Origin of the sequence: Cyanobium gracile UHCC 0139, assembly GCF_034931325.1 — a bacterium.
In the GTDB taxonomy this organism is placed as follows: Bacteria; Cyanobacteriota; Cyanobacteriia; order PCC-6307; family Cyanobiaceae; genus Cyanobium; species Cyanobium gracile_B.
Genome location: NZ_JAYGHX010000002.1, coordinates 508151 through 526821, shown reverse-complemented (window position 1 = coordinate 526821; position 18671 = coordinate 508151). Strand labels below are relative to the sequence as shown.

Below are 18671 nucleotides of genomic sequence, written 5' to 3'. Positions count from 1 at the left end.
TGTGTGATGCGATCCCCATCGGGAGCCCAGCCGTCGGGCGGCGGCCTTGCCGAAGACACCGGCCGGCGCCTGGCGGTGCTGATCGACGCCGACAACGCCCGGGCGGCGGTGATCGAGGCGGTGCTGGAGGAGGTGGCTCGGTTCGGTGAGGCGATCGTGCGACGCATCTACGGCGATTTCACCTCCAGCCAGAGCGCTTCCTGGAAGGCGCTACTGAACAAGTTCTCGATCAAGCCGATGCAGCAGTTCGCCTACACCGTGGGCAAGAACGCCACCGACAGCACGATGATCATCGATGCGATGGATCTGCTCTACACCCGGCGTTTCGACGGTTTCTGCCTGGTGACCAGCGACAGCGACTTCACCGGCCTGGCGGTGCGCCTGCGGGAGGAGGGTCTGCTGGTGTACGGCTTCGGCGAGGAGAAGACCCCGGCGGCGTTCCGCAACGCCTGCCACAAGTTCCTGTTCACCGAGGTGCTGCGCACCGCTTCCCGTCAGGGGGACGCCGGCGCCGAGGCCGGGGAAGCCCGCCGGCCGCCGGACGCCGATCCCCCCGCCAACGCCCATCCGGTCATCCCGGCCGACTTCCTGATGGAGGCCCTGGATCGCTCGGTGGACGAATCGGGCTGGACCCAGCTGGGCACCTTCGGCAGCTATCTGCAGAAGATCCAGCCCGATTTCGATACCCGCCTCTACGGCTTCCGCAAGCTCTCCGACCTGGTGCGCGGCTGCCCCTCCCTGTTCGTCATGGAGGAACGGGAGGCCCCCAGCGGCAACCGCACGATCGTCTATGTGCGGGCCCGGGAGGACGACTGAGGCCTCCCCTGTGCTCGACACCCTGCACCAGCCGATCACCAGCATCGCCCGCAGGGCGGTGGCCTGCCTGGATGGCCAGCAGACCGTGGCGCAGGCGCTCGCCAGCCTGCGGGGCCGTGAGATCGCCGAGCGGATCGTCTATTTCTACGTGCTCGATGGGGACCAGCGGCTGATCGGCGTGCTGCCCCTGCGGCGCCTGCTGTCCGCCGCCGAGGACACGCCCGTGACAGCCCTGATGGTGCGCCATCCGGTGACCATCCCGGAGCACGCCACGATCCTGGAGGCCCACGAGGCCTTCGCTGATCACCGCTTCCTGGCCCTGCCGGTGGTGGACGACCGGCAGCGGGTGGTGGGGGTGGTGGACGTGACGATGTTCAGCGAGGAGGACTTCCTGCCCGACCAGCCGGCCCAGGCGGCGGCCCTGTTCGAGGCCCTCGGCTTCCGTGTGTCCCAGGTGCGGGGCGCCTCGCCGTTGCGGGCCTTCCGGTTCCGCTTCCCCTGGCTGCTGGCCACCATCGCCAGCGGGCTGGCCTGCGCCGTGCTGGTGAGCGTGTTCCGGCAGACCCTGGCCAGCAGCATCGCCCTGGCCTTCTTCCTCACCCTGGTGCTGGCCCTCGGGGAGAGCGTCAGCATCCAGAGCATGACGGTCTCGATCCAGGCGCTGCAGCTTTCGCCGCCCACCTGGCGCTGGTACCGGGCCAGCCTGCGCCGGGAGCTGGCCACGGCCCTGCTGCTGGGGGTCTGCTGCGCGGCCCTGGTGGCCCTGGTGCTGGTGCTGTGGCTCGGTACGGGGCCGGCGGCTCTGATCGTCGCGGTCGCGATCGTGCTCAGCGTGGCGGCCGCCTGCTTCTACGGCCTGACGATCCCGGCCCTCTTCCATGCCCTGCGGATCGATCCCAAGATCGCCTCCGGCCCGCTCACCCTGGCGGTGGCCGACATCACCTCGATCGCCCTCTACTTCGGCCTGGCCAGCAGACTGCTCTGAGACCGATGCGGCCCTGACCCTGCCATGACCCTGCAGCGCCTGGCGGCCTTCAGCGACGGGGACCGGGGCGGCAACCCGGCCGGTGTGGTGATCGTCGAGCGCCTTGGTGAGCCCGCCGAGATGCAGCGGATCGCCGCCGAGGTGGGCTACTCGGAAACGGTCTTCGCCGCCCCGCAGGGGGACGGCTGGCGGGTGCGCTACTTCTCCCCGACCGTCGAGGTGCCCTTCTGCGGCCACGCCACCATCGCCCTCGGGGCCGCCCTGGCCGAGCGCTGCGGTGATGGAGTGTTTCCGCTCGCGCTGAACCAGGCCGCGATCACGGTGGAGGGTCGGCGCCAGGGGGAGCGCTGGAGCGCCGCCCTGCAGTCACCCCCCACCCACCAGCGCCCCGTGGCGCCCGATCTCCTTGCGGCCGCCCTCGAGCTGCTTGGCTACGCACCCAGCGGCCTGGATCCGGCCCTGCCCGCCGCCATCGTCCACGGCGGCGCCGACCACCTGCTGCTGGCCCTGCGCCGCCGTGTGGACCTGGCCGCCATGCGCTACGCCATGGAGGACGGGGCCCGGCTGATGGCGGAGGCGGGACTGCTGACGCTTCTGCTGGTGTGGGCAGAACGCCCCCGGATGTTCCATAGCCGCAATGCCGCCGCCGGCTGCGGCGTCTACGAGGATCCGGCCACGGGCTCGGCCACCGCGGCCCTGGCCGGCTATCTCCAGAGACTCGACTGGCCCCACCGCGGCAGCATCGAGGTGCTGCAGGGGGAGGACATGGGCTGCCGCTCCCTGCTGGGTGCCGGGATCCCGGCGGAGCTGGGGGGCTCGATCCGGGTGGCGGGCCAGGTGCGCCGCCTGGAGGGCTGAGTTCAGGAGGCCTTTTCCAGGCGCTTCACGATCCAGCCCATCAGGACCAGGGAACCCAGCAGCGCCACCAGCAGGGCAATTGTCATGGAAACGGGTGCGTTTTCGTCGCATTATGACCACAGGCACCCCAGCCCTGGCCCGAGCCGTGAACAGCCATCCCGAGCTGGTCTTCGTCTACGGCACGCTCAAGCGCGGCCACGGCAACCACCATTGGTTGCTGGATGCGCCTTACCTCGGGGAGGCGGTTCTGCCGGACGTGGTGCTCCACGATCTGGGTCCCTTTCCGATGGCGGTGCCCGGCGAGGGGCTGGTGCGGGGTGAGGTGTACGGGGTGGATGCCGCCGGCCTGGCCCGGCTGGATCGGCTGGAGGGCTACCCCCGCCTCTACGACCGCCGGCCCCTGCCCCTGGCCGATGGCCGCCGCGCCTGGGTCTACCTGGGCCGGCCCCACCAGGTGCGTCACGTGTCCGCCATCGCCGACGGCTGTTGGCGGGGGCCGGCCCCGGGCGCGGCCGTGCGCCGCAGCCAGATGGGCCTGGCCGTGGTGCTGGCCCTGGGCGGGGCTGCCCTGCTGGCGGCCTCCCTGCCCCGCGCCGCCCTGGCCCTCGACACCCTCTCCACCTGCAACGCCTGGCGCGGCAGCCACGGCAGCGCGCGGGTGCTGCTGGGCAACAGCCTCGGCGCCGCCCACTACCTCACCAAGAAGCAGCGGCTGCAGCAGAGCCCGGCCGAGGCCCCCGTGGCGCTCTACAGCGACAGCGACCTGCAGCGGGTCTGCGGGCGTTAGCCGCCGGCCACCAGCCAGCGCCCCCCCGTGCCCAGGGCCACCAGCAGTCCGCCCAGGGCCAGGGACGGGCCGCTCCAGAAGGCCAGCTGCAGCAGGCGCCGCAGCAGCAGCAGGGATCCGCCCACCCCCACCAGCACCGTCAGGCTCTGGCAGAAGCCGATCACATGGGCATCCGCGCTCCAGGCGGGCAGCCGCGCGGCCAGGGCCGGCCAGAGGCTTTCGGTGCTCACCGGGAGCAGCCGGCCCCCCTCCGCCATCCCCATCGGCAGATGCTGGGCCAGCAGCAGGGCCCACAGCAGGGGCAGCAGGGCGTAGAGCAGCAGCCAGCTGGGGCTGGCCGGCCGCAGCCGTCCCATCAGGGGCCGCAGCAGCAGCCACAGGCCCGCGGGCAGAGCCAGTGCCAGCGCTGCGAAGGCCAGACGGCCCAGCAGGGGACCCTGCTCCAATAGCTCCGGTGCCAGGGGCAGCCAGCCCAGCAGCCGCTCCCAGTGCCGCAGGCAGACGCCGCCCGCCAGCACGAGGATCAGACCAGCCTCCCCGGCGGGCGGTGCCATGTCCCGCTGCAGGTCGGCGGCGGGGGGCCGCAGGCGCAGCTGCACCGACCGGTGCGGGCAGGCCTGGGCGCAGGTGAGGCAGAGCACGCAGTTGCGGTTGTCGGCCAGGTGGGCCGGATGGGTGCCCAGGGGGCAGCCGGCGGTGGCCAGGCCCTCCCCTTCCGCCGGCCCCCCCTTGAAGCAGGCGTAGCTGCTGCAGCTGCCGCTGCAGGTGCCCGCCTCCGCCCGCAGCTCGCTGATCGCCAGCTTGGCGAACAGCCCGTTCATGCCCCCCACCGGGCAGAGGTGGCGGCACCAGAAGCGCTTCTCGAAGCGCAGCGAGCCGACCACGGCACCGGCGGTGATCAGCAGCAGCAGGGCGCTGCTCTGCCGGGCGCTGTTGCGCAGGTCGCCCAGTTCCTCCCACAGCAGGATCGCCGCGAAGCCGGCCGCCAGCAGGGGTGCCGCCCAGCGATCGCTGTCGCCCCGCGGCCAGCGGGCCGGCTGCCAGCCCAGTCGCTTCGCCAGCCGCTGGACGATCTCCCCCCAGACCATGAACGGGCAGAAGGAGCACCACAGGCGCCCCACCAGGGGGTAACCCAGCAGGATCAGGGGCCACCACCAGGCCCAGAAGAGGTTGAGGCCGCCGCTGTGGGCGCGGTCCTGGGGCCCCCACCAGAGCCAGAGGTTCACCAGGACGAACACCCAGCTCACCACCCCGTAGAGCAGGGCGTTCCAGAGCCGGGGCGAGCGCATCACGTCCCGCAACCAGGGTTTCCATCGCCAGAGGTCGAAGCGGGCCCGCTGGGGACGCCGCAGGGTCCAGAACACGTCCTCCGGCAGCTCCTCCGGGTGGTCGCCGCTGCACTGGCGCAGGGCCCGCTCGATCAGCTCCAGCAGCTCCCGCACGTTGCCAGGGAAGTCGTACGTCTGGAGACGCTTCACCAGCCCCTCCCCCACGGCCGGCGGCCGGCTCCAGCCGAGGCTGAGCGCCTTCTGGCGCACCCCGTAGCGCAGCCATTCGCCCAGGTCCTGGCGTCGCACCCGCAGGGGCGGCACCCGGATGTGGCAGCCGAGGGCGTCGAAATCGGGGGCGCTGGTCTCGGCGGTGAGGAACACCCGGCCGGAGAAGACGTGCTCGGTGTGGGCGGCGTCCGGTGAGCGCCAGCGGCCGCTGCGGGCCAGCTCCAGCAGGGCGGGGCGCAGGGCTGGGTCGGCGCGGTCGATCTGGTCGAGCAGCAGCCCGCCGGCACCGATGCAGTCGATCAGGGCCACGCCGCCGGCGGGCGCCCCGAAGAGCTCGGCGCCGTCGGGGCGGAGCAGGGCGCAGTTGAGGCGCACCAGCAACTGCTTGCGGGCCGCCGAGCCGAAGTGGATCAGGGAGGCGAGGTTGTCCTTCTCCAGGCCGGGCTCACCGCTGATCAGCACCGCCTGGCGGCTGCTGTCGGCGGAGGCGGCACGGATGGCGTCGCGCAGCTTCTGGGCATAGCGACTGCTGCCGACCACCCCGCGTCGGGTGCGGCCCAGGAGGTAGGGGGCCAGCCGCAGCAGGCAGGCCCTCGGGTCTGGGGTGGCCTCCGGCGGGCTGGCTGTCATCGCTGACCTCGTGCTGGCTTGATTCTTGTCGGAGAAGATGGGGCACCCCTGTGCGCCGTCTCCGGTCCCCTCGTCAGCCTGATGGTTTCTGCATGAACGTGCCGGGTTCGGCCGACTTTCTGTGGCGCGGTTACCGGCTCCAGCTGCTGGGCCAGCGGGCCGTGTGGGATCCCGAGCAGGGGCTGCTGCTGGTGGCGGATCTGCACCTGGGCAAGGCGGAGAGCTTCCAGAGCCAGGGCATTCCGCTCCCCAGCGATGGGGATGGGGCGACCCTCAACGCCCTGCTGGCGGTGGCCCATGGTCTCGGGCCCGCCCAGGTGGTGGTGCTGGGGGATCTGATCCACAGCCGTCTGGGCCTGACGGGCGACCTGCGCCAGAAGCTGCGGGCCCTGCCGGCGCTGCTGGGCTGTCCGCTGCGGCTGATCGGTGGCAACCACGAGCGGGGTTGCTGGCTTGAGGGGCTGGAGCAGGAGCCGTCGCAGGCCCTCGGCCCCCTGTGGCTGAGCCACGCCCCCGAGCCCCGCCCCGAGCACCTCAACCTCTGCGGCCACCGACACCCCGTCGCTTTGGTGGGCGGGGGAGCCGACCGGCTGCGGCTGCCCTGTTTCGCCTACGCTCCTGCGGCCGAGCAGCTGGTCCTGCCCGCCTTCGGCGCGCTCACCGGGGGCCACCCCTGCCCGGATGGGGAGAGGCTCTGGCTGCTGGCCGACGGGGCCGTGGTCCCCTGGAGCGAGCCGTCCCGCCGCTCCAGCGTCAGCCCTCGGCGGCGGCCAGGGCCCGCACCACGTCGCCGCGGGTGAGGACCCCCACCAGGGCCTCCTGGTCGTCGAGCACGAACAGCCGCTGGGTGCCCCGGTCGTGCAGCAGGCGGGCCGCCGCCGGCAGGCTGGTGGTGGCGGGGCAGCTGTGAGGCTTGGAGCCCATCACGTCTCCCACCGAGCTGCCCAGCACCTGGTGCACCTGCTTGTCCCAGTCGAGCGGATTGCGCAGGTAGATGACGGCATCGAGCAGCATCACGTAGGGGCCGGCATCGAAGCCGCTCTCGCGCACCATCAGGTCCTGCTCGCTCAGTTCACCCACCAGGGCTCCGAGCTCATCGAGCACCGGCAGGCCGCTGACGTGGTGGTCGCTCATCAGCTGCACGGCCTCCTGCAGGGGCGTGGTGGTGGTGACACTCAGCACGGGGCTGGTCATCACCTCGGCCACGCTGCGCTCGACGACCATGCGGATCTCCTCGGTGATGGCATTCTGCTGGTGAACGGGACCCTGACCTGCGACGCCTCGCCGACCTGCTGACCCTGGCCCGGGCCGTGCTGGGGTTGCCCCTGCTGCTGGCCCTGGCCGGCGGCCGACCCGCCCTGGCCTGGGTGCTGCTGCTGCTGGGCGGCCTGAGCGACTGGGCCGACGGCGCCCTGGCCCGCCGGGCCGGTGGCGGCTCGGTGTGGGGGGCGCGGCTCGATCCCCTCACCGACAAGATCCTGATCAGTGCCCCGCTGATCTGGCTGGCCCACACCGGCGGCCTGCCCCTGTGGGCGGTGTGGCTGCTGCTGGCCCGGGAGCTGCTGATCTCCGGCTGGCGGGCCGGTCAGGGCAGCGGCGGCCCCGCCTCGCTGGGGGGCAAGGCCAAGACGATCCTGCAGTTCCTGTCTTTGCTGCTGCTGCTCTGGCCGCCGGCCTGGGGCCTGGGCCAGGGGGCCGGACTGGTGGCCGCTCTACAGGCCGCCGGCTGGTGGCTGTTCTGGCCGTCGCTGCTGCTGGCGCTCAGCTCGGCCCTGGGGTACCTGGGGGCGGGTCAGCGGGGCTGACCTGCAGGCCCTGCCGCTGCTCGTACAGCGTCGAGACAAGAAGGCGCTGGTTGACCATCGTGTTGACCCGAACCCAGGGACGTTCGAGCTCCAGCCGCACAAAGGCGACATCACAGGCCGTCAGGTCGCCGTCGGAACGGAGCTCGCCGATCAATCTGTTCGGCTCCACCCTGAATCCGAAGGCCACAGGAAAGGGGTGGGGATTGTGGAGTCGCAGGTCCTTGAATCCCCACACCACGGTGGCGTCGGCGCCCAGCGGCGTGAAGCGTTGCTCCTCCTCGTAGATATCCAGGCTGTGGGGATGGCGTTCCAGCACGGTCAAGCCACCCAGCAGGGCCAGGTGATACACCATGGAAGACAGCTGGCAGAGCCCACCGCCGCTGAGGGCGACAAGCTTTCCCCTGACGATGTTGCGTCCTGGCAGAAATCCATTGGCGGCATGGGGACGGCCGACACGGTGCCAGAACGACCAGGCCTTGTGGGCACCGATCAGGCCGCGATCCAGCAGGGCGGCGCCGCGGCGGATATTGGCCCGCTTGTTCTCGAAGAAGTCACTGGGCATGATCGGCTGGACGAGGCCGATCGATGGGCGTTGCCCCAGGTTGCCAACGGCCGCGTTGCCCACGGCCAGGTCGCCCGCGGATCGGTCGAACCGCATCCCGTCCCGGCGATCGTTCCAGAGCCGCCAGTAGTGGCGGATCTCCTGACGCATCCCCAGTGGAATCCGTTGTCGCATGACGACATTCTGTCGTCGGGCGACGGCGTTGAACCCAAGGCATTGGGAGGCCGCTGACGCGTTCAGCCCAGCAGGGCCTCGTCGCCGCTGAAGTCGGGGGTGGTGGGCACCTTCAGGGCGTAATCGTTGGCATAGCTGTCGGCCAGGGTGGCCTCCAGGTCGAAGGTCGGCTCCCAGGCCAGCTCACGCCTCACGCGGTGGGTGTCGGTGAGGAAGTGGGCCAGGCGCAGGGGGAAGGCCTTGCGGGCCTTCTTGTCGAGGCCGGCGGGATCGAAGCTGCGGATCTCCACCGCCTCAGGCTCGGTGCCGCAGGCGCGGGCGGCGGCGGCCACCAGGCCCCGGAAGCTGATGCCCTGGGAGCCGGTGCAGTTGTAGATGCGGTTGGTGGCGGCCTCCACCTCGATGCAGCGGGCCATGGCGGCGGCCAGGTCGGCCACGTGGCCCAGCTGGGTGATGGTGCTGCCGTCGCCGGGGAGGGGGACCGGCCGGCCGTGCACGATCCGATCGAAGAACCAGCTCTCCACCGGGTTGTAGTTGCCGGGACCGACGATGTAGGTGGGCCGGAAGCTGGTGAAGGGGATGCCCTCCTGGCGCAGCCAGGCTTCGGTGTCCAGCTTGCCGGCGTGGCGGCTCTGGGGATCGGTGGGCGACTCCTCGTCGAGGGGCCAGAGCTCGCTGTCGGCGTAGACGCCAGCCGAGCTGACATACACCAGCCGATGGGCGGGGGGACCGGTGCGCGCGATCACCTGGCGGGTGTCCTCCAGGGTGCGGCCCGAGCTGTCGACGATCACATCGAAGGGGCGATCCTGCAGGGCTGCGAGGCCCTCGGCGCTGCTGCGGTCGCCCTGAAGATGCTCCACCCCCGCCGGCACCGGCTGGCGGCCGCGGGTGAAGAGGCTGAGCTCATGGCCCGCGCCCAGCAGCCGGTTGACCAGGGGGCGGCCCACGAAACGGGTGCCGCCCATCACCAGGATCCTCATCGCCATGCCGCGTCGGTGAGCGCCATTCAAGCGGCCGGTCTGGATCAGGGGCCGCAGGGCAGGGGCCGGCCCAGGCGCTCGAAGGGCAGCGGCAGCAGTTCCAGCAGCACCGTTCCCGGAGGCCCGCTGGTCCCTTCGGCCACCGGCAGCGGCACCGGCCGGTAGGTGCGGCCGTCGAAGCGCAGCTCCTTGAGGCCGTCGGGGGCGCCGTGCAGGCTGGCGGGCATGGTGAGATCCAGCCAGCCGCGGTGGCGGTTGCTGATGACGGTCAGGGGCGACTGGAACAGGCCGTTCTCCGCCACCAGTTCCAGGCTGCCGTCGTTGTCCCGGAAGATCAGCAGGCTGCAGCCGCCGCTGGAGCAGGCGTAGGACCCCACCACCACCGCCAGGGTCTCCAGACGGCCGTCGCCGTCCAGGTCGACCCGGTTGTGCAGGTAGCGCAGGGGCCCCACGTCGGCGCAGACCGGCCGGGTGGCCGTGGCACGGGCCTGCTCCCACTCCGTCTGGTCGGGGTCGCCGGCCGCCGCCGGGCTGGCCGCCACCGGGCCGGCGAACAGGCGGGCCCGCAGGGCCGCCTCCAGCCGGGGATCGGGGCGGTTGATCGGCGGGATCACCGAACCCGGCGGTGCCAGGGGGGGCGGCCTGTCGCGGGGATCGGGACCGTCGGGCCCCAGCAGGGAGCGCGGCGGTGGGGCCGGCGGCGCCAGCGGCGGGGGGGCCAGGGGCTGGGCCGGGGCAGGGCCGGCGCCGCCGATGGCCAGCAGGGCGAAGAGCCGCAGCCGGGCGAACAGCCTCAGGGGGCCGGTCCTCTCAGCCCGCATCGGCCCCGTCGAGTGCGTCGAGATGCCGTTCGATGCGATCGGCGAGCGCCAGGCAGCGGTCCATCTCCTCCCAGAGCAGTTCCCGGCGCCGCGAATCCACGGCGTAGGAGCGGTGATGGAGATCGCGGCCCTGGTAGCGGAGCGCATCCCTGAGGCGGCGACAGTCGTCCGGGTCGAAGACGAGGGGGGCGGGGTCGGGAGGGGAGGGGGCCATCAGGTCCGCATCATCCGGGCAGCGTCATGGCACAGGATGGAGCCGACAGCGGCATTGTCCCCCTTTCCATGCAAGTCATCCCCGCCATCGATCTGCTCGACGGGCATTGCGTGCGACTGCATCAGGGTGACTACGGCCGCGTCACCCGCTTCAGCGACGATCCGGTGGCCCAGGCCCGCGAATGGCAGCGCCAGGGGGCCACGCGACTGCACCTGGTCGATCTCGACGGGGCCAGGAGCGGCGAACCCCTTAACGACGGCGCCGTGCAGGCCATCGCCGCGTCCCTGGAGATCCCGGTGCAGCTGGGTGGAGGGGTACGAACGGCGGAGCGGGCCGAACAACTGCTGGGCTGGGGTGTGGACCGGGTGATCCTGGGCACGGTCGCCGTGGAGCACCCGGAGCTCGTTCGCGACCTGGCGGCCCATCACCCGGGCCGGATCGTGGTGGGGATCGATGCCAACGAGGGCAGGGTGGCCACCCGCGGCTGGATCGAGCAGAGCACGGTGGAGGCCACGGCCTTGGCCGCCAGCCTGGATGGCACCGGCGTGGCGGCGATCATCAGCACCGACATCGCCACCGACGGCACCCTGGAGGGCCCCAACCTGGTGGCCCTGCGGGCCATGGCCCAGGCCACCGACCTGCCGGTGATCGCGTCGGGTGGTGTGGGCAGCCTCACCGACCTGCTCAGCCTTCTGAGCCTCGAACCCCTCGGTGTGGAAGGGGTGATCGTGGGACGGGCGCTCTACGACGGACGGGTGGAGCTGGCCGAGGCGCTGCAGGCCCTCGGTGACGGTCGGCTGCAGGATCCCCTGCGGTTGCCGATCGCCTGACGCCGGCCGTGCACCGCAGTGGGGCCCATGCCGATGTTCAGGCAACTGCTCTATAACAGAGCCAATGTGTTCTGCGGCAACGTTTGCCTTCCACCACGACCACCGCATCCTCCGCGGCCTCCGGCCGCCGTGGCGAGGCCGGTGATCGCCATGCGGTGGGCACGGCTCCGTCCCATGTGGAAGAGGTCTACCAGCGCTGCCGGGATCTGGGCATGCGGCTGAGCCGCCAGCGGCGGATGGTGCTGGATCTTCTCTGGGACGAGAAGAGCCACCTGTCCGCCCGCGACATCTTCGAGAAGCTCAACAACCAAGGCCGCCACATTGGCCACACCTCCGTTTACCAGAATCTCGAAGCGCTGCAATCGGCCGGCGTGATCGAATGCATCGAGCGAGCCAGTGGCCGTCTCTATGGCTATCGCGCCGATCCCCACAGCCATCTGACCTGCACCCAGTCCGGCGAAATCCACGACCTTGACGTTCTCCTGCCGGACCACCTGCTGCGACAGATCGAAGACCAGACGGGCTTTGCGATCGAGTCGTACACCCTGCATCTTTCAGGCCATCCCCGCCCCTGCTGAAGCGGCTGCACTGGAGAAAGCCCGACGCCTTGGTTAAGGTCGGGCCAACCTTTCTCTCGCAACGTGGGACGACGTCCGGCACGGCCCCTTCCCCAGCTGCTGCTGTTCGCCGATCCCCTGGAGCGGGCAGGCCTCACCAGCTGGCTGGAGGGGGCTGACACCAGCGCTGATCCCGACGGCTGGGGCGGCTGCCAGGTGGTCGACAGTGAGGCCGTGCAGGGGGCACCCCAGCTCGTCCTCTGGTGCCTCGGCAGCCTGCCTGAACCCCAGGCCCTCGACGCCGAGAGCCGCCGGCTGCTGGAGCGCTGGCACCCGGCGCCCCTGCTGCTGCTGCTTCCCGCGAACCACCCCTACGGCAGCGATGTCCTGCTGCAGCTGCCGGCCCAGGGCCTGATCGAGCAGGCCGATGCCGAAAGCCTGCGGCAGGCGGTCACCACCCTGCTGGCCGGCGGCCGGGTGCTGGCCATCGCCGCGACGCGACGGGGCGAGGACCCCGGGACCTCCGTGCCGATGGGGCTGGGCCAGTGGCTGCTGCTGAGCGGTCTGCAGCAGATCGATGCCGAACTCCGCCTCTGCCTGCGCCTGCTGGATCCGCCGCCGGTGGACCTGCTGCCGTTGCTCGTGCTGCAGGGCCGGGTGCGGGAGCTGCGTCAGGCCAGGCGGCTGCTGCTCTGGCTCTGGGGGCCGGTCAGCCTGGCCTGGGGCCAGCCCCGTGACGGCCGGGGTGGGGCACCTGGCGCGCCCGATGCCCCGGACAGCCGCACGGCCGGCGGCCCGGCCCATGGGGTGGCCATCACCCTGCGGCAACGCACCGCCGAAGGCCTCTGGGAGGCCCTGCGGGGTCGGCTCACGGAGGCTGCCGCCGCCGGCCCCAGCAACAACAGCGGCCAGCTGCTGGCCCTCGACGGTCTCCATGCCTCCCGCCGCAGCGACCTGCTGCTGGGGCTGCTGGAGCAGTTCGACCGGCTGCGCCAGCGCCTGCTGCAGGACGATCCCCGCGGTGACCAGCTGGAGCGGCTCTGGAGGGAACTTCAGCCCGAGCTGCGCCAGCAGGCCCTGCGCTCCATGGCCGGGTCCTACGTGCAACTGCCCATGGAGGGCCGGCTGTGTCCGGTGGCCGAGACCCTTCTGCACCGCAGCAGCCTGGACGCCGACGACCTCGAGCTGCCCGATCCCGCCACCATGCTCAGCCCGCTGCTGCAGGCCCGGCCCCTGCTGGTGGATGGCCGGCTGGTGGCACCGGATGAGCCCCAGGCGGTTCTGTATCTGGAGTTGCTGCTCAGCAACTGGCTCGTGCGCAGTGCCGAGCTGATCAGCGCCGAGGTGCTGGCGGCCTGCGCCGAGTGGCCCGAACTGCGCCGCTACCTGCTGCGCCCCGAGCTGCTGGCCACCCGCAACCTGGAACGGCTGCGCAACCAGCTCAACGCCCAGCAGCGCTGGACCAGCTGGTTCGAGCGCCCCATCCACCTCTACGAGAGCCGCCGCCCCCTGTTCCGTCTGGGCGACGGCGCGATCGACTGCGTGGATCTCACCGAGCCCCGCGATGCTGAGCTGCGCCAGCTGGGCTGGGTGCAGCAGGCGGTCACCCTGGCCCTGGAGGCCCGCGATGCCCTGGGCCCCCAGCTCCGCAGCCTGCTCAAACGCCTGGGCGATCTGCTGGTGGTGCTGCTCACCCAGGTGCTTGGCCGGGCCATCGGCCTGGTGGGGCGCGGCATCGTGCAGGGGATGGGCCGCAGCCTCAACCGCAGCTGAGGCGGCTGCGTACCACGGCACAATGAGCCCACCCGCCCGTGTTCCCTTGCCCCGTTTGCGCTCCCGGCCCCTCGCCGGCCTCTGGGCTCTGCTGCTGACCGTGGTGCTGGGGCTGCTCTGGGCCCCGGCCGAGGCGGCGGCCAGCCTCGAGAACGACCGCTATGACGGCAACATCTTTGCCCTCTACGCCGGGAACGGCTCCCTGGTGCCGCCCCGCAGCAGCCTGGCCCAGTCCCTCGAGGAGCACCGGGTGGCGGTGCTCGTCTACTACCTCGACGACAGCAGCGTCAGCAAGCAGTTCTCGCCGGTGGTGTCGGAGCTGCAGCGGGTCTGGGGCAATGCCGTCGACCTGATCCCCCTGGTCACCGATCCGCTCCAGAACAGGCCCGATGGCGGTCTGGCCGATCCCGCCCACTACTGGGACGGCCTGATCCCCCAGGTGGTGGTGATCGACGGCACCGGCCGGGTCGTCTTCGATCGCCATGGCCAGGTGAGCGTCGATGCCATCAACACGGCCGTGAGCGAAGCCACCGGCATCCCGATGGCCCCGGGCTCGGGGAACAGCGCCACCTTGAGCTTCAACGAACTCAACAGCGAAGTGGTGGCGTCCCGCTGATGCCGGCCACCCGCACCGAAACTGACAGCCTCGGCCCGGTGGAGGTGCCGGCCGAGCACTACTGGGGCGCCCAGACCCAGCGTTCCCTGCGTAACTTCCCCTTCGGCGCGCCGATGCCGATGGCTGTGGTGCACGCCTTCGGCCAGCTCAAGGCCGCCTGCGCCGAGGTGAACGCCGCCCGGGGCGTGCTTCCGGGCCCCCTGGCGGCCCTGATCGTGGCCGCCGCCGAGGAGGTGAGCGGGGGCCAGCTGGATGAGGAGTTCCCCCTGCGGGTCTGGCAGACCGGGTCCGGCACCCAGACCAACATGAACGTCAACGAGGTGATCGCCAACCGGGCCATCGCCGCCGCCGGTGGTGAGCTGGGCAGCAAGCGGCCGGTGCACCCGAACGACCACGTCAACCTCAGCCAGTCGAGCAACGACACCTTCCCCACCGCCATGCACATGGCGGTGGGGATCGCGCTGCACGGGCGGCTGATCCCCAGCATCGAGGCGCTGATCGCCGCCCTGCGCCAGAAGGCGGAGGCCTACGCCGGCCTGATCAAGATCGGTCGCACCCACCTGCAGGATGCGGTGCCCCTGAGCCTGGGCCAGGAGTTCGGCGGCTACGCCTCCCAGCTGGAGCTGGGGCTGGCGGGCCTGCGGGCCACCCTCCCCCAGGTGCTGCAGCTGGCCATCGGCGGCACGGCCGTGGGCACCGGGCTCAATGCCCCGGCGGGCTTCGGTGAGGCGGTGGCCACCCGCCTGGCCGAGCGCATCGGCCTGCCCTTCACCAGCGCCCCCGACAAGTTCCAGGCGCTCGCCGGCCAGGAGGGGATGGCGGCGGCCCACGGGGCGCTCACCGTGCTGGCGGGCAGCCTGATGAAGATCGCCAACGACATCCGCTGGCTGGCGAGCGGGCCCCGCTGCGGCCTCGGCGAACTGGTGCTGCCGGAGAACGAACCGGGCTCCAGCATCATGCCCGGCAAGGTGAACCCCACCCAGTGCGAGAGCCTCACGATGGTGGCCGTGCAGGTGATGGGCCACAACACCGCCGTCCAGATGGCCGCCAGCCAGGGGAACTTCGAGCTGAATGTGTTCAAGCCCCTGATCGCCCACAACCTGCTGGAGAGCATCGACCTGCTGACGGGGAGCTGCGCCACGTTCCGGGAGTTCTGCATCGAGGGCCTGCGCGCCGATGTGGCCCACATCGAAGCCCAGCGGGATCGCAGCCTGATGCTGGTGACGGCCCTGACGCCCGCCATCGGCTACGACCGGGCCTGCGCCATCGCCCGCCACGCCCACGAGCACCGGCTCAGCCTGCGGGAAGCGGCCCTGGTGCTGGGAGAGATCAGCGGCGAGGAGTTCGACTGCCTCGTCAGGCCCGAGCAGATGATCTGAGGCTCAAGGACGTGAGGCCGGTGGGCTGGGAGCGGCCCGGTTGATTTTCTGTGGATCGCCCGTAAAATCCCCGCTATAGCCCATGGTGAGGATTCAGAAGATTGTTTCTGCGACGTTTTTCGTCTCCGGGATCACCCTCAGAACGGTCTTCTTCCGGGAGGTCGGTTTCTGATTCTCCTCGTCATCCCCTGGACGACCGCGAAGGGGACCCGCACGCCTGAGATGTCCCAGCACCCCTTCCGGTGGTTAAGCCTCCCCAGGGTCAGCGCCCCGCTCCACCGCCCCCATTTGGGCCGGTTGAGCATCGCAGGCACGTCCGGGTTCACGCTCTTGGAGCTGATGATCGTGGCGGCCATCGTTGGCATCCTCAGCGCCATCGTCGTGCCCCAGTACCGCCGGGCCATGGCCGTCGCCGAAGCCTCCAGCAGCATCCTGGAGACCGTCGCCTTCGCCGAACAGTGCGCGGTGGCGCACAAGTCCGGGCTGCACACGGTGGTGGATCCTCCCGGAGGCCCTTCCCGCAACTGCAACGGCACCTCCGCCCGCCAGATCAACAGCCGCTCCTGGTCCGGCGACGCCAGCGGTGTGCTGTGCATGGGCCAGCAGGCCCAGGGCACCCACCGCCGCGCCATGCTGCGCGTGGCGGTCAACGGCTCAATCACCTGCACCTTCCTCCCCTGAGACCCGCCGGTTGAGCGGCCCTGGTGGCCGTCTCAGAGCAGATTGGCGGCCAGTTCGGCCAGCTCGGAGCGTTCGCCCCGGATCAGGGTGATGTGTCCGGAGAGCAGCTGGCCCTTGAAGCGCTCCACGAGCCAGGTGAGCCCGTTGCTCTCCGCGTCCACGTAGGGATTATCGATCTGGTACGGGTCACCGGTAAGCACGATCTTGGTGCCTTCCCCCACCCGGGTCACGATCGTCTTCACCTCATGGGGGGTGAGGTTCTGGGCCTCGTCCACCACCATGAACTGACGGGGGATCGAGCGGCCGCGGATGTAGCTGATCGCCTCCACCTCCAGCAGGCCCATGCCCTTGAGGTCGCTCCAGTTGCTGCGGGGCGAACGGTGTCCCCCCCGGATGGGCTGGCCCTCGTCGCCGCCAAGCAGGAAGTCGAGGTTGTCGACGATCGGTTGCATCCAGGGGGCCATCTTCTCCTCCAGATCCCCGGGCAGGAAGCCCATCTCCTTGCCTAGGGAAATCACTGGACGGGTCACGAGCAGCCGTTCGTAGAGATGCTCGTCGGCCACCTGGTGCAGACCCGCCGCCAGGGCGAGCAGGGTCTTGCCGGTGCCGGCCTTGCCCACCAGGGTCACCAGGGCCACAGCCGGATCGAGCAGCAGATCAAGGGCGAAGGACTGCTCCCGGTTGCGGGGCTGGATGCGGCCCATCTTGGCCTTGGGCGATTTCTGCAGCGGCTGCAGGGTTGCGGTGCGGCCGTTGTAGCGGGCCAGCAGGGTGTGGGCCGGCTGGGCCAGGTCCACCAGGGTCACCCCCTCGTTCGCCTGCAGGGGCGCCACGGGAACCGGCTGCTCCGGGATGGCGTCCACCGGCAGGCCGTCGCCGGCCTTCACCCGGTCCATCAGTTCGGCTCCCATCCAGCGCTCGCAGAACCCCGGGTAGAGGTCCGCCATGTCCACCTTGTCGGTGGTGTAGTCCTGGGCGATCAGGCCCACAGCATCAGCTTTGATGCGCAGGTTGGTGTCCTTGGTGACGAGCACCACCGGCGGCTGGCTGCCCATCACCTCCTGCAGGCGCTGCTCCAGGGCCACAGCCAGGATGTTGTTGTCGCCGTTGCCCGCCTTCAGCTCGGGGGGGAGCTGGCGCAGGGTCTCGCTGCGGCAGAACACCACCTTCAACGTCCCGCCGCTGACGTCATCGATCGGCACCCCTTCGGCCAGGTTGCCCTTCTCACGCAGCTGATCCAGCAGCCGCGACACCTGGCGCGCGTTGCGGCCCTTCTCGGAGGGGTCCCGCTTGAAGCGGTCGATCTCCTCGACCACCTCGATCGGGATCACGACCTGGTTGTCCTCAAACCGGTTCAGGGCCTGGGGGTCATGCAGCAACACGTTGGTGTCGAGCACGAAGGTCTTGCGCATGCCAGTGACCTGCCGGTTCCATGGGGCCGAAGCTAGGTCCGCGGGCGCATCTACGCTCCGGCCGGACATTCCCCGACGTATCGGCTTGCCGTTCCCCGTTTCCTGCCTGCTGGTTCTGCTGCTGCTCCTCGGCCTGGGGCTGGTGGTACTCGAACTGCGCCATCGCCTCCGGCCCTCCTCCCCCCTGCAGCTGCTGCCGGGATCCTTCCAGGTGCGGCGCCGGGCCCAGGGCCTGGAGATCACCGGCGAGGTCCACATCCGCAACCCCCACCCCCGCATGGAGGTGATGGTGCCCGAGATCACGGTGGTGCCGACACTGCTGGGCCGCAGTGACGTCAGCCAGGTGCGCCACGAGCTGCGCATCACGCCGCTGCACCCCGATGAGGAGGCACGCCCGGACGGCTACTGGGCCGCCTACATCGTCAAGGGCCGCAAGACCACCGCCGCCCACATCCGTCTCAATCTCACGGCGCCCGGCGGCCTCGATCTGGAGAGCGTGCTCGACACCCTCTGGATGGACATCCACTGGGTGAACTACGGGCCCTTCGGTCGGCTGCAGCGGCGCCAGGGCATCCTGCTGCCGCTTCAGAAGCCCGAGCCGGGCGACCCGGCCGCCCCCTCCTGGCGCGAGGGGGAGCGCTGCCGGGTGCTGCCCGTGCGTACCCACCTGCTCGGGGTGCTCGACGATCCGCTGGCGGTGCTGCAGCGCTACACCGGCGGTCTGCTGCAGCCCGGTGACGTGCTCACCATCGGCGAGACCCCCCTGGCGGTGATCCAGGGGCGGTACCACCACCCATCGACGGTGCAGCCCTCCTTCCTGGCCCGCCTGCTCTGCCGGGTGTTCCACCCCACCAGCTCCCTGGCCACGGCTTGTGGCCTGCAGACCCTGATCGACGTGTCCGGCCCGGCACGGGTGCTTGGTGCCTGGGTGGTGGGCACCGCCCTGAAGCTGGTGGGCAGTAAGGGCTGGTTCTATCGCCTGGCCGGGGAGCAGGCCCGCCTGATCGATGACATCACCGGCACCACGCCTCCCTACGATCAGACGATCGTGCTCGGTCCGGAGCAGCCGGCGGCCTGGTGCGAGCAGATGGCAGCGGCCCTCGGGGTGGCGGTGGCGGTGGTGGACGTCAACGACCTCGGGCGGGTGAAGGTGCTGGCCGCCAGCGGCGGCACCGACGAAGCGCTGCTGATGCGGGCCCTGCGCCCGAACCCCGCCGGCAACGCCAACGAACGCACACCTCTGGTGCTGGTGCGTCCCACGTAGAATTCCTTCACAAGGTCGCCAGCGCCAG

At 70.9% G+C, this 18671-nt stretch carries 20 protein-coding genes; 13 read left to right on the top strand and 7 right to left on the bottom strand.

The features are described 5' to 3' along the window. The first annotated feature begins 6 nt into the window (after positions 1 to 6). From VB738_RS05905 to VB738_RS05890, 4 genes are all read left to right on the top strand, one after another. Positions 7 to 816, top strand: a complete 810-nt coding sequence (locus VB738_RS05905) for an NYN domain-containing protein (RefSeq protein ID WP_323304858.1) — start codon at positions 7 to 9, stop codon at positions 814 to 816. A 10-nt stretch (positions 817 to 826) separates the two neighbouring features. Then, entirely contained in the window at positions 827 to 1801 is a 975-nt protein-coding gene (locus tag VB738_RS05900) for a magnesium transporter (RefSeq protein ID WP_323304857.1), read from the top strand. Positions 1802 to 1825: 24 nt separating this feature from the next. After that, positions 1826 to 2659, top strand: coding sequence for a PhzF family phenazine biosynthesis protein (locus tag VB738_RS05895; protein WP_323304856.1), 834 nt, complete (start codon positions 1826 to 1828; stop codon positions 2657 to 2659). Between the two features lie 145 nt (positions 2660 to 2804). Continuing rightward, positions 2805 to 3446, top strand: coding sequence for a gamma-glutamylcyclotransferase family protein (locus VB738_RS05890; RefSeq protein WP_323304855.1), 642 nt, complete (start codon positions 2805 to 2807; stop codon positions 3444 to 3446). Here VB738_RS05890 and VB738_RS05885 read toward each other — a convergent pair. Next, a complete protein-coding gene (locus VB738_RS05885) occupies positions 3443 to 5575 on the bottom strand; it encodes a 4Fe-4S binding protein (RefSeq protein ID WP_323304854.1) in 2133 nt (710 codons plus the stop codon). The genes VB738_RS05890 and VB738_RS05885 overlap by 4 nt on opposite strands. Positions 5576 to 5667: 92 nt before the next feature. On the opposite strand from VB738_RS05885, the gene pdeM reads away from it, so the two are divergent. After that, positions 5668 to 6375, top strand: coding sequence for a ligase-associated DNA damage response endonuclease PdeM (gene pdeM, locus VB738_RS05880; RefSeq protein WP_323304853.1), 708 nt, complete (start codon positions 5668 to 5670; stop codon positions 6373 to 6375). Here the strand turns inward: pdeM and VB738_RS05875 are convergent. Beyond that, positions 6329 to 6799, bottom strand: a complete 471-nt coding sequence (locus VB738_RS05875) for a CBS domain-containing protein (RefSeq protein WP_323304852.1) — start codon at positions 6797 to 6799, stop codon at positions 6329 to 6331. The genes pdeM and VB738_RS05875 overlap by 47 nt on opposite strands. 47 nt (positions 6800 to 6846) lie before the next feature. Between VB738_RS05875 and VB738_RS05870 the strand changes: the two genes are divergently transcribed. Next, positions 6847 to 7380: a CDP-alcohol phosphatidyltransferase family protein gene (locus VB738_RS05870; RefSeq protein WP_323304913.1), complete on the top strand. Its 534-nt coding sequence runs from the start codon at positions 6847 to 6849 to the stop codon at positions 7378 to 7380. On the opposite strand, the gene VB738_RS05865 is transcribed toward VB738_RS05870, so the two are convergent. From VB738_RS05865 to VB738_RS05850, 4 genes are all read right to left on the bottom strand, one after another. Beyond that, entirely contained in the window at positions 7337 to 8092 is a 756-nt protein-coding gene (locus VB738_RS05865; protein ID WP_323304851.1) for a VanW family protein, read from the bottom strand. The genes VB738_RS05870 and VB738_RS05865 overlap by 44 nt on opposite strands. An 86-nt stretch (positions 8093 to 8178) precedes the next feature. Continuing rightward, entirely contained in the window at positions 8179 to 9096 is a 918-nt protein-coding gene (locus VB738_RS05860) for an NAD-dependent epimerase/dehydratase family protein (RefSeq protein WP_323304850.1), read from the bottom strand. A 44-nt stretch (positions 9097 to 9140) separates the two neighbouring features. Then, positions 9141 to 9917, bottom strand: a complete 777-nt coding sequence (locus VB738_RS05855) for a hypothetical protein (protein WP_323304849.1) — start codon at positions 9915 to 9917, stop codon at positions 9141 to 9143. Next, the gene (locus VB738_RS05850; RefSeq protein WP_323304848.1) at positions 9907 to 10131 is read right to left on the bottom strand and encodes a hypothetical protein; all 225 of its coding nucleotides are present in this window, start codon (positions 10129 to 10131) and stop codon (positions 9907 to 9909) included. Before VB738_RS05850 ends, VB738_RS05855 begins: the two co-directional genes overlap by 11 nt. 68 nt (positions 10132 to 10199) lie before the next feature. Between VB738_RS05850 and hisA the strand changes: the two genes are divergently transcribed. The 6 genes from hisA (at position 10200) to VB738_RS05820 (ending at position 15967) form a co-directional block, all read left to right on the top strand. Further along, positions 10200 to 10961, top strand: a complete 762-nt coding sequence (hisA, locus tag VB738_RS05845; protein ID WP_323304847.1) for a 1-(5-phosphoribosyl)-5-[(5-phosphoribosylamino)methylideneamino]imidazole-4-carboxamide isomerase — start codon at positions 10200 to 10202, stop codon at positions 10959 to 10961. 212 nt (positions 10962 to 11173) lie between these two features. After that, positions 11174 to 11539, top strand: a complete 366-nt coding sequence (locus VB738_RS05840; protein WP_323304846.1) for a Fur family transcriptional regulator — start codon at positions 11174 to 11176, stop codon at positions 11537 to 11539. A gap of 63 nt (positions 11540 to 11602) precedes the next feature. Beyond that, complete coding sequence (locus VB738_RS05835) at positions 11603 to 13291, top strand: DUF3685 domain-containing protein (protein ID WP_323304845.1); 1689 nt, start codon at positions 11603 to 11605, stop codon at positions 13289 to 13291. Positions 13292 to 13313: 22 nt separating this feature from the next. Further along, positions 13314 to 13907: a thylakoid membrane photosystem I accumulation factor gene (locus VB738_RS05830; protein ID WP_323304844.1), complete on the top strand. Its 594-nt coding sequence runs from the start codon at positions 13314 to 13316 to the stop codon at positions 13905 to 13907. Continuing rightward, positions 13904 to 15286, top strand: a complete 1383-nt coding sequence (fumC, locus tag VB738_RS05825; protein ID WP_323304912.1) for a class II fumarate hydratase — start codon at positions 13904 to 13906, stop codon at positions 15284 to 15286. Before VB738_RS05830 ends, fumC begins: the two co-directional genes overlap by 4 nt. Before the next feature lie 222 nt (positions 15287 to 15508). Next, entirely contained in the window at positions 15509 to 15967 is a 459-nt protein-coding gene (locus tag VB738_RS05820; RefSeq protein ID WP_323304843.1) for a prepilin-type N-terminal cleavage/methylation domain-containing protein, read from the top strand. Between the two features lie 32 nt (positions 15968 to 15999). Here the strand turns inward: VB738_RS05820 and VB738_RS05815 are convergent, their stop codons facing one another. Then, the gene (locus tag VB738_RS05815; RefSeq protein ID WP_323304842.1) at positions 16000 to 17379 is read right to left on the bottom strand and encodes a PhoH family protein; all 1380 of its coding nucleotides are present in this window, start codon (positions 17377 to 17379) and stop codon (positions 16000 to 16002) included. An 85-nt stretch (positions 17380 to 17464) separates the two neighbouring features. Between VB738_RS05815 and VB738_RS05810 the strand changes: the two genes are divergently transcribed. After that, positions 17465 to 18643: a F420-0:Gamma-glutamyl ligase gene (locus VB738_RS05810; protein ID WP_323304841.1), complete on the top strand. Its 1179-nt coding sequence runs from the start codon at positions 17465 to 17467 to the stop codon at positions 18641 to 18643. Positions 18644 to 18671 lie beyond the last annotated feature (28 nt).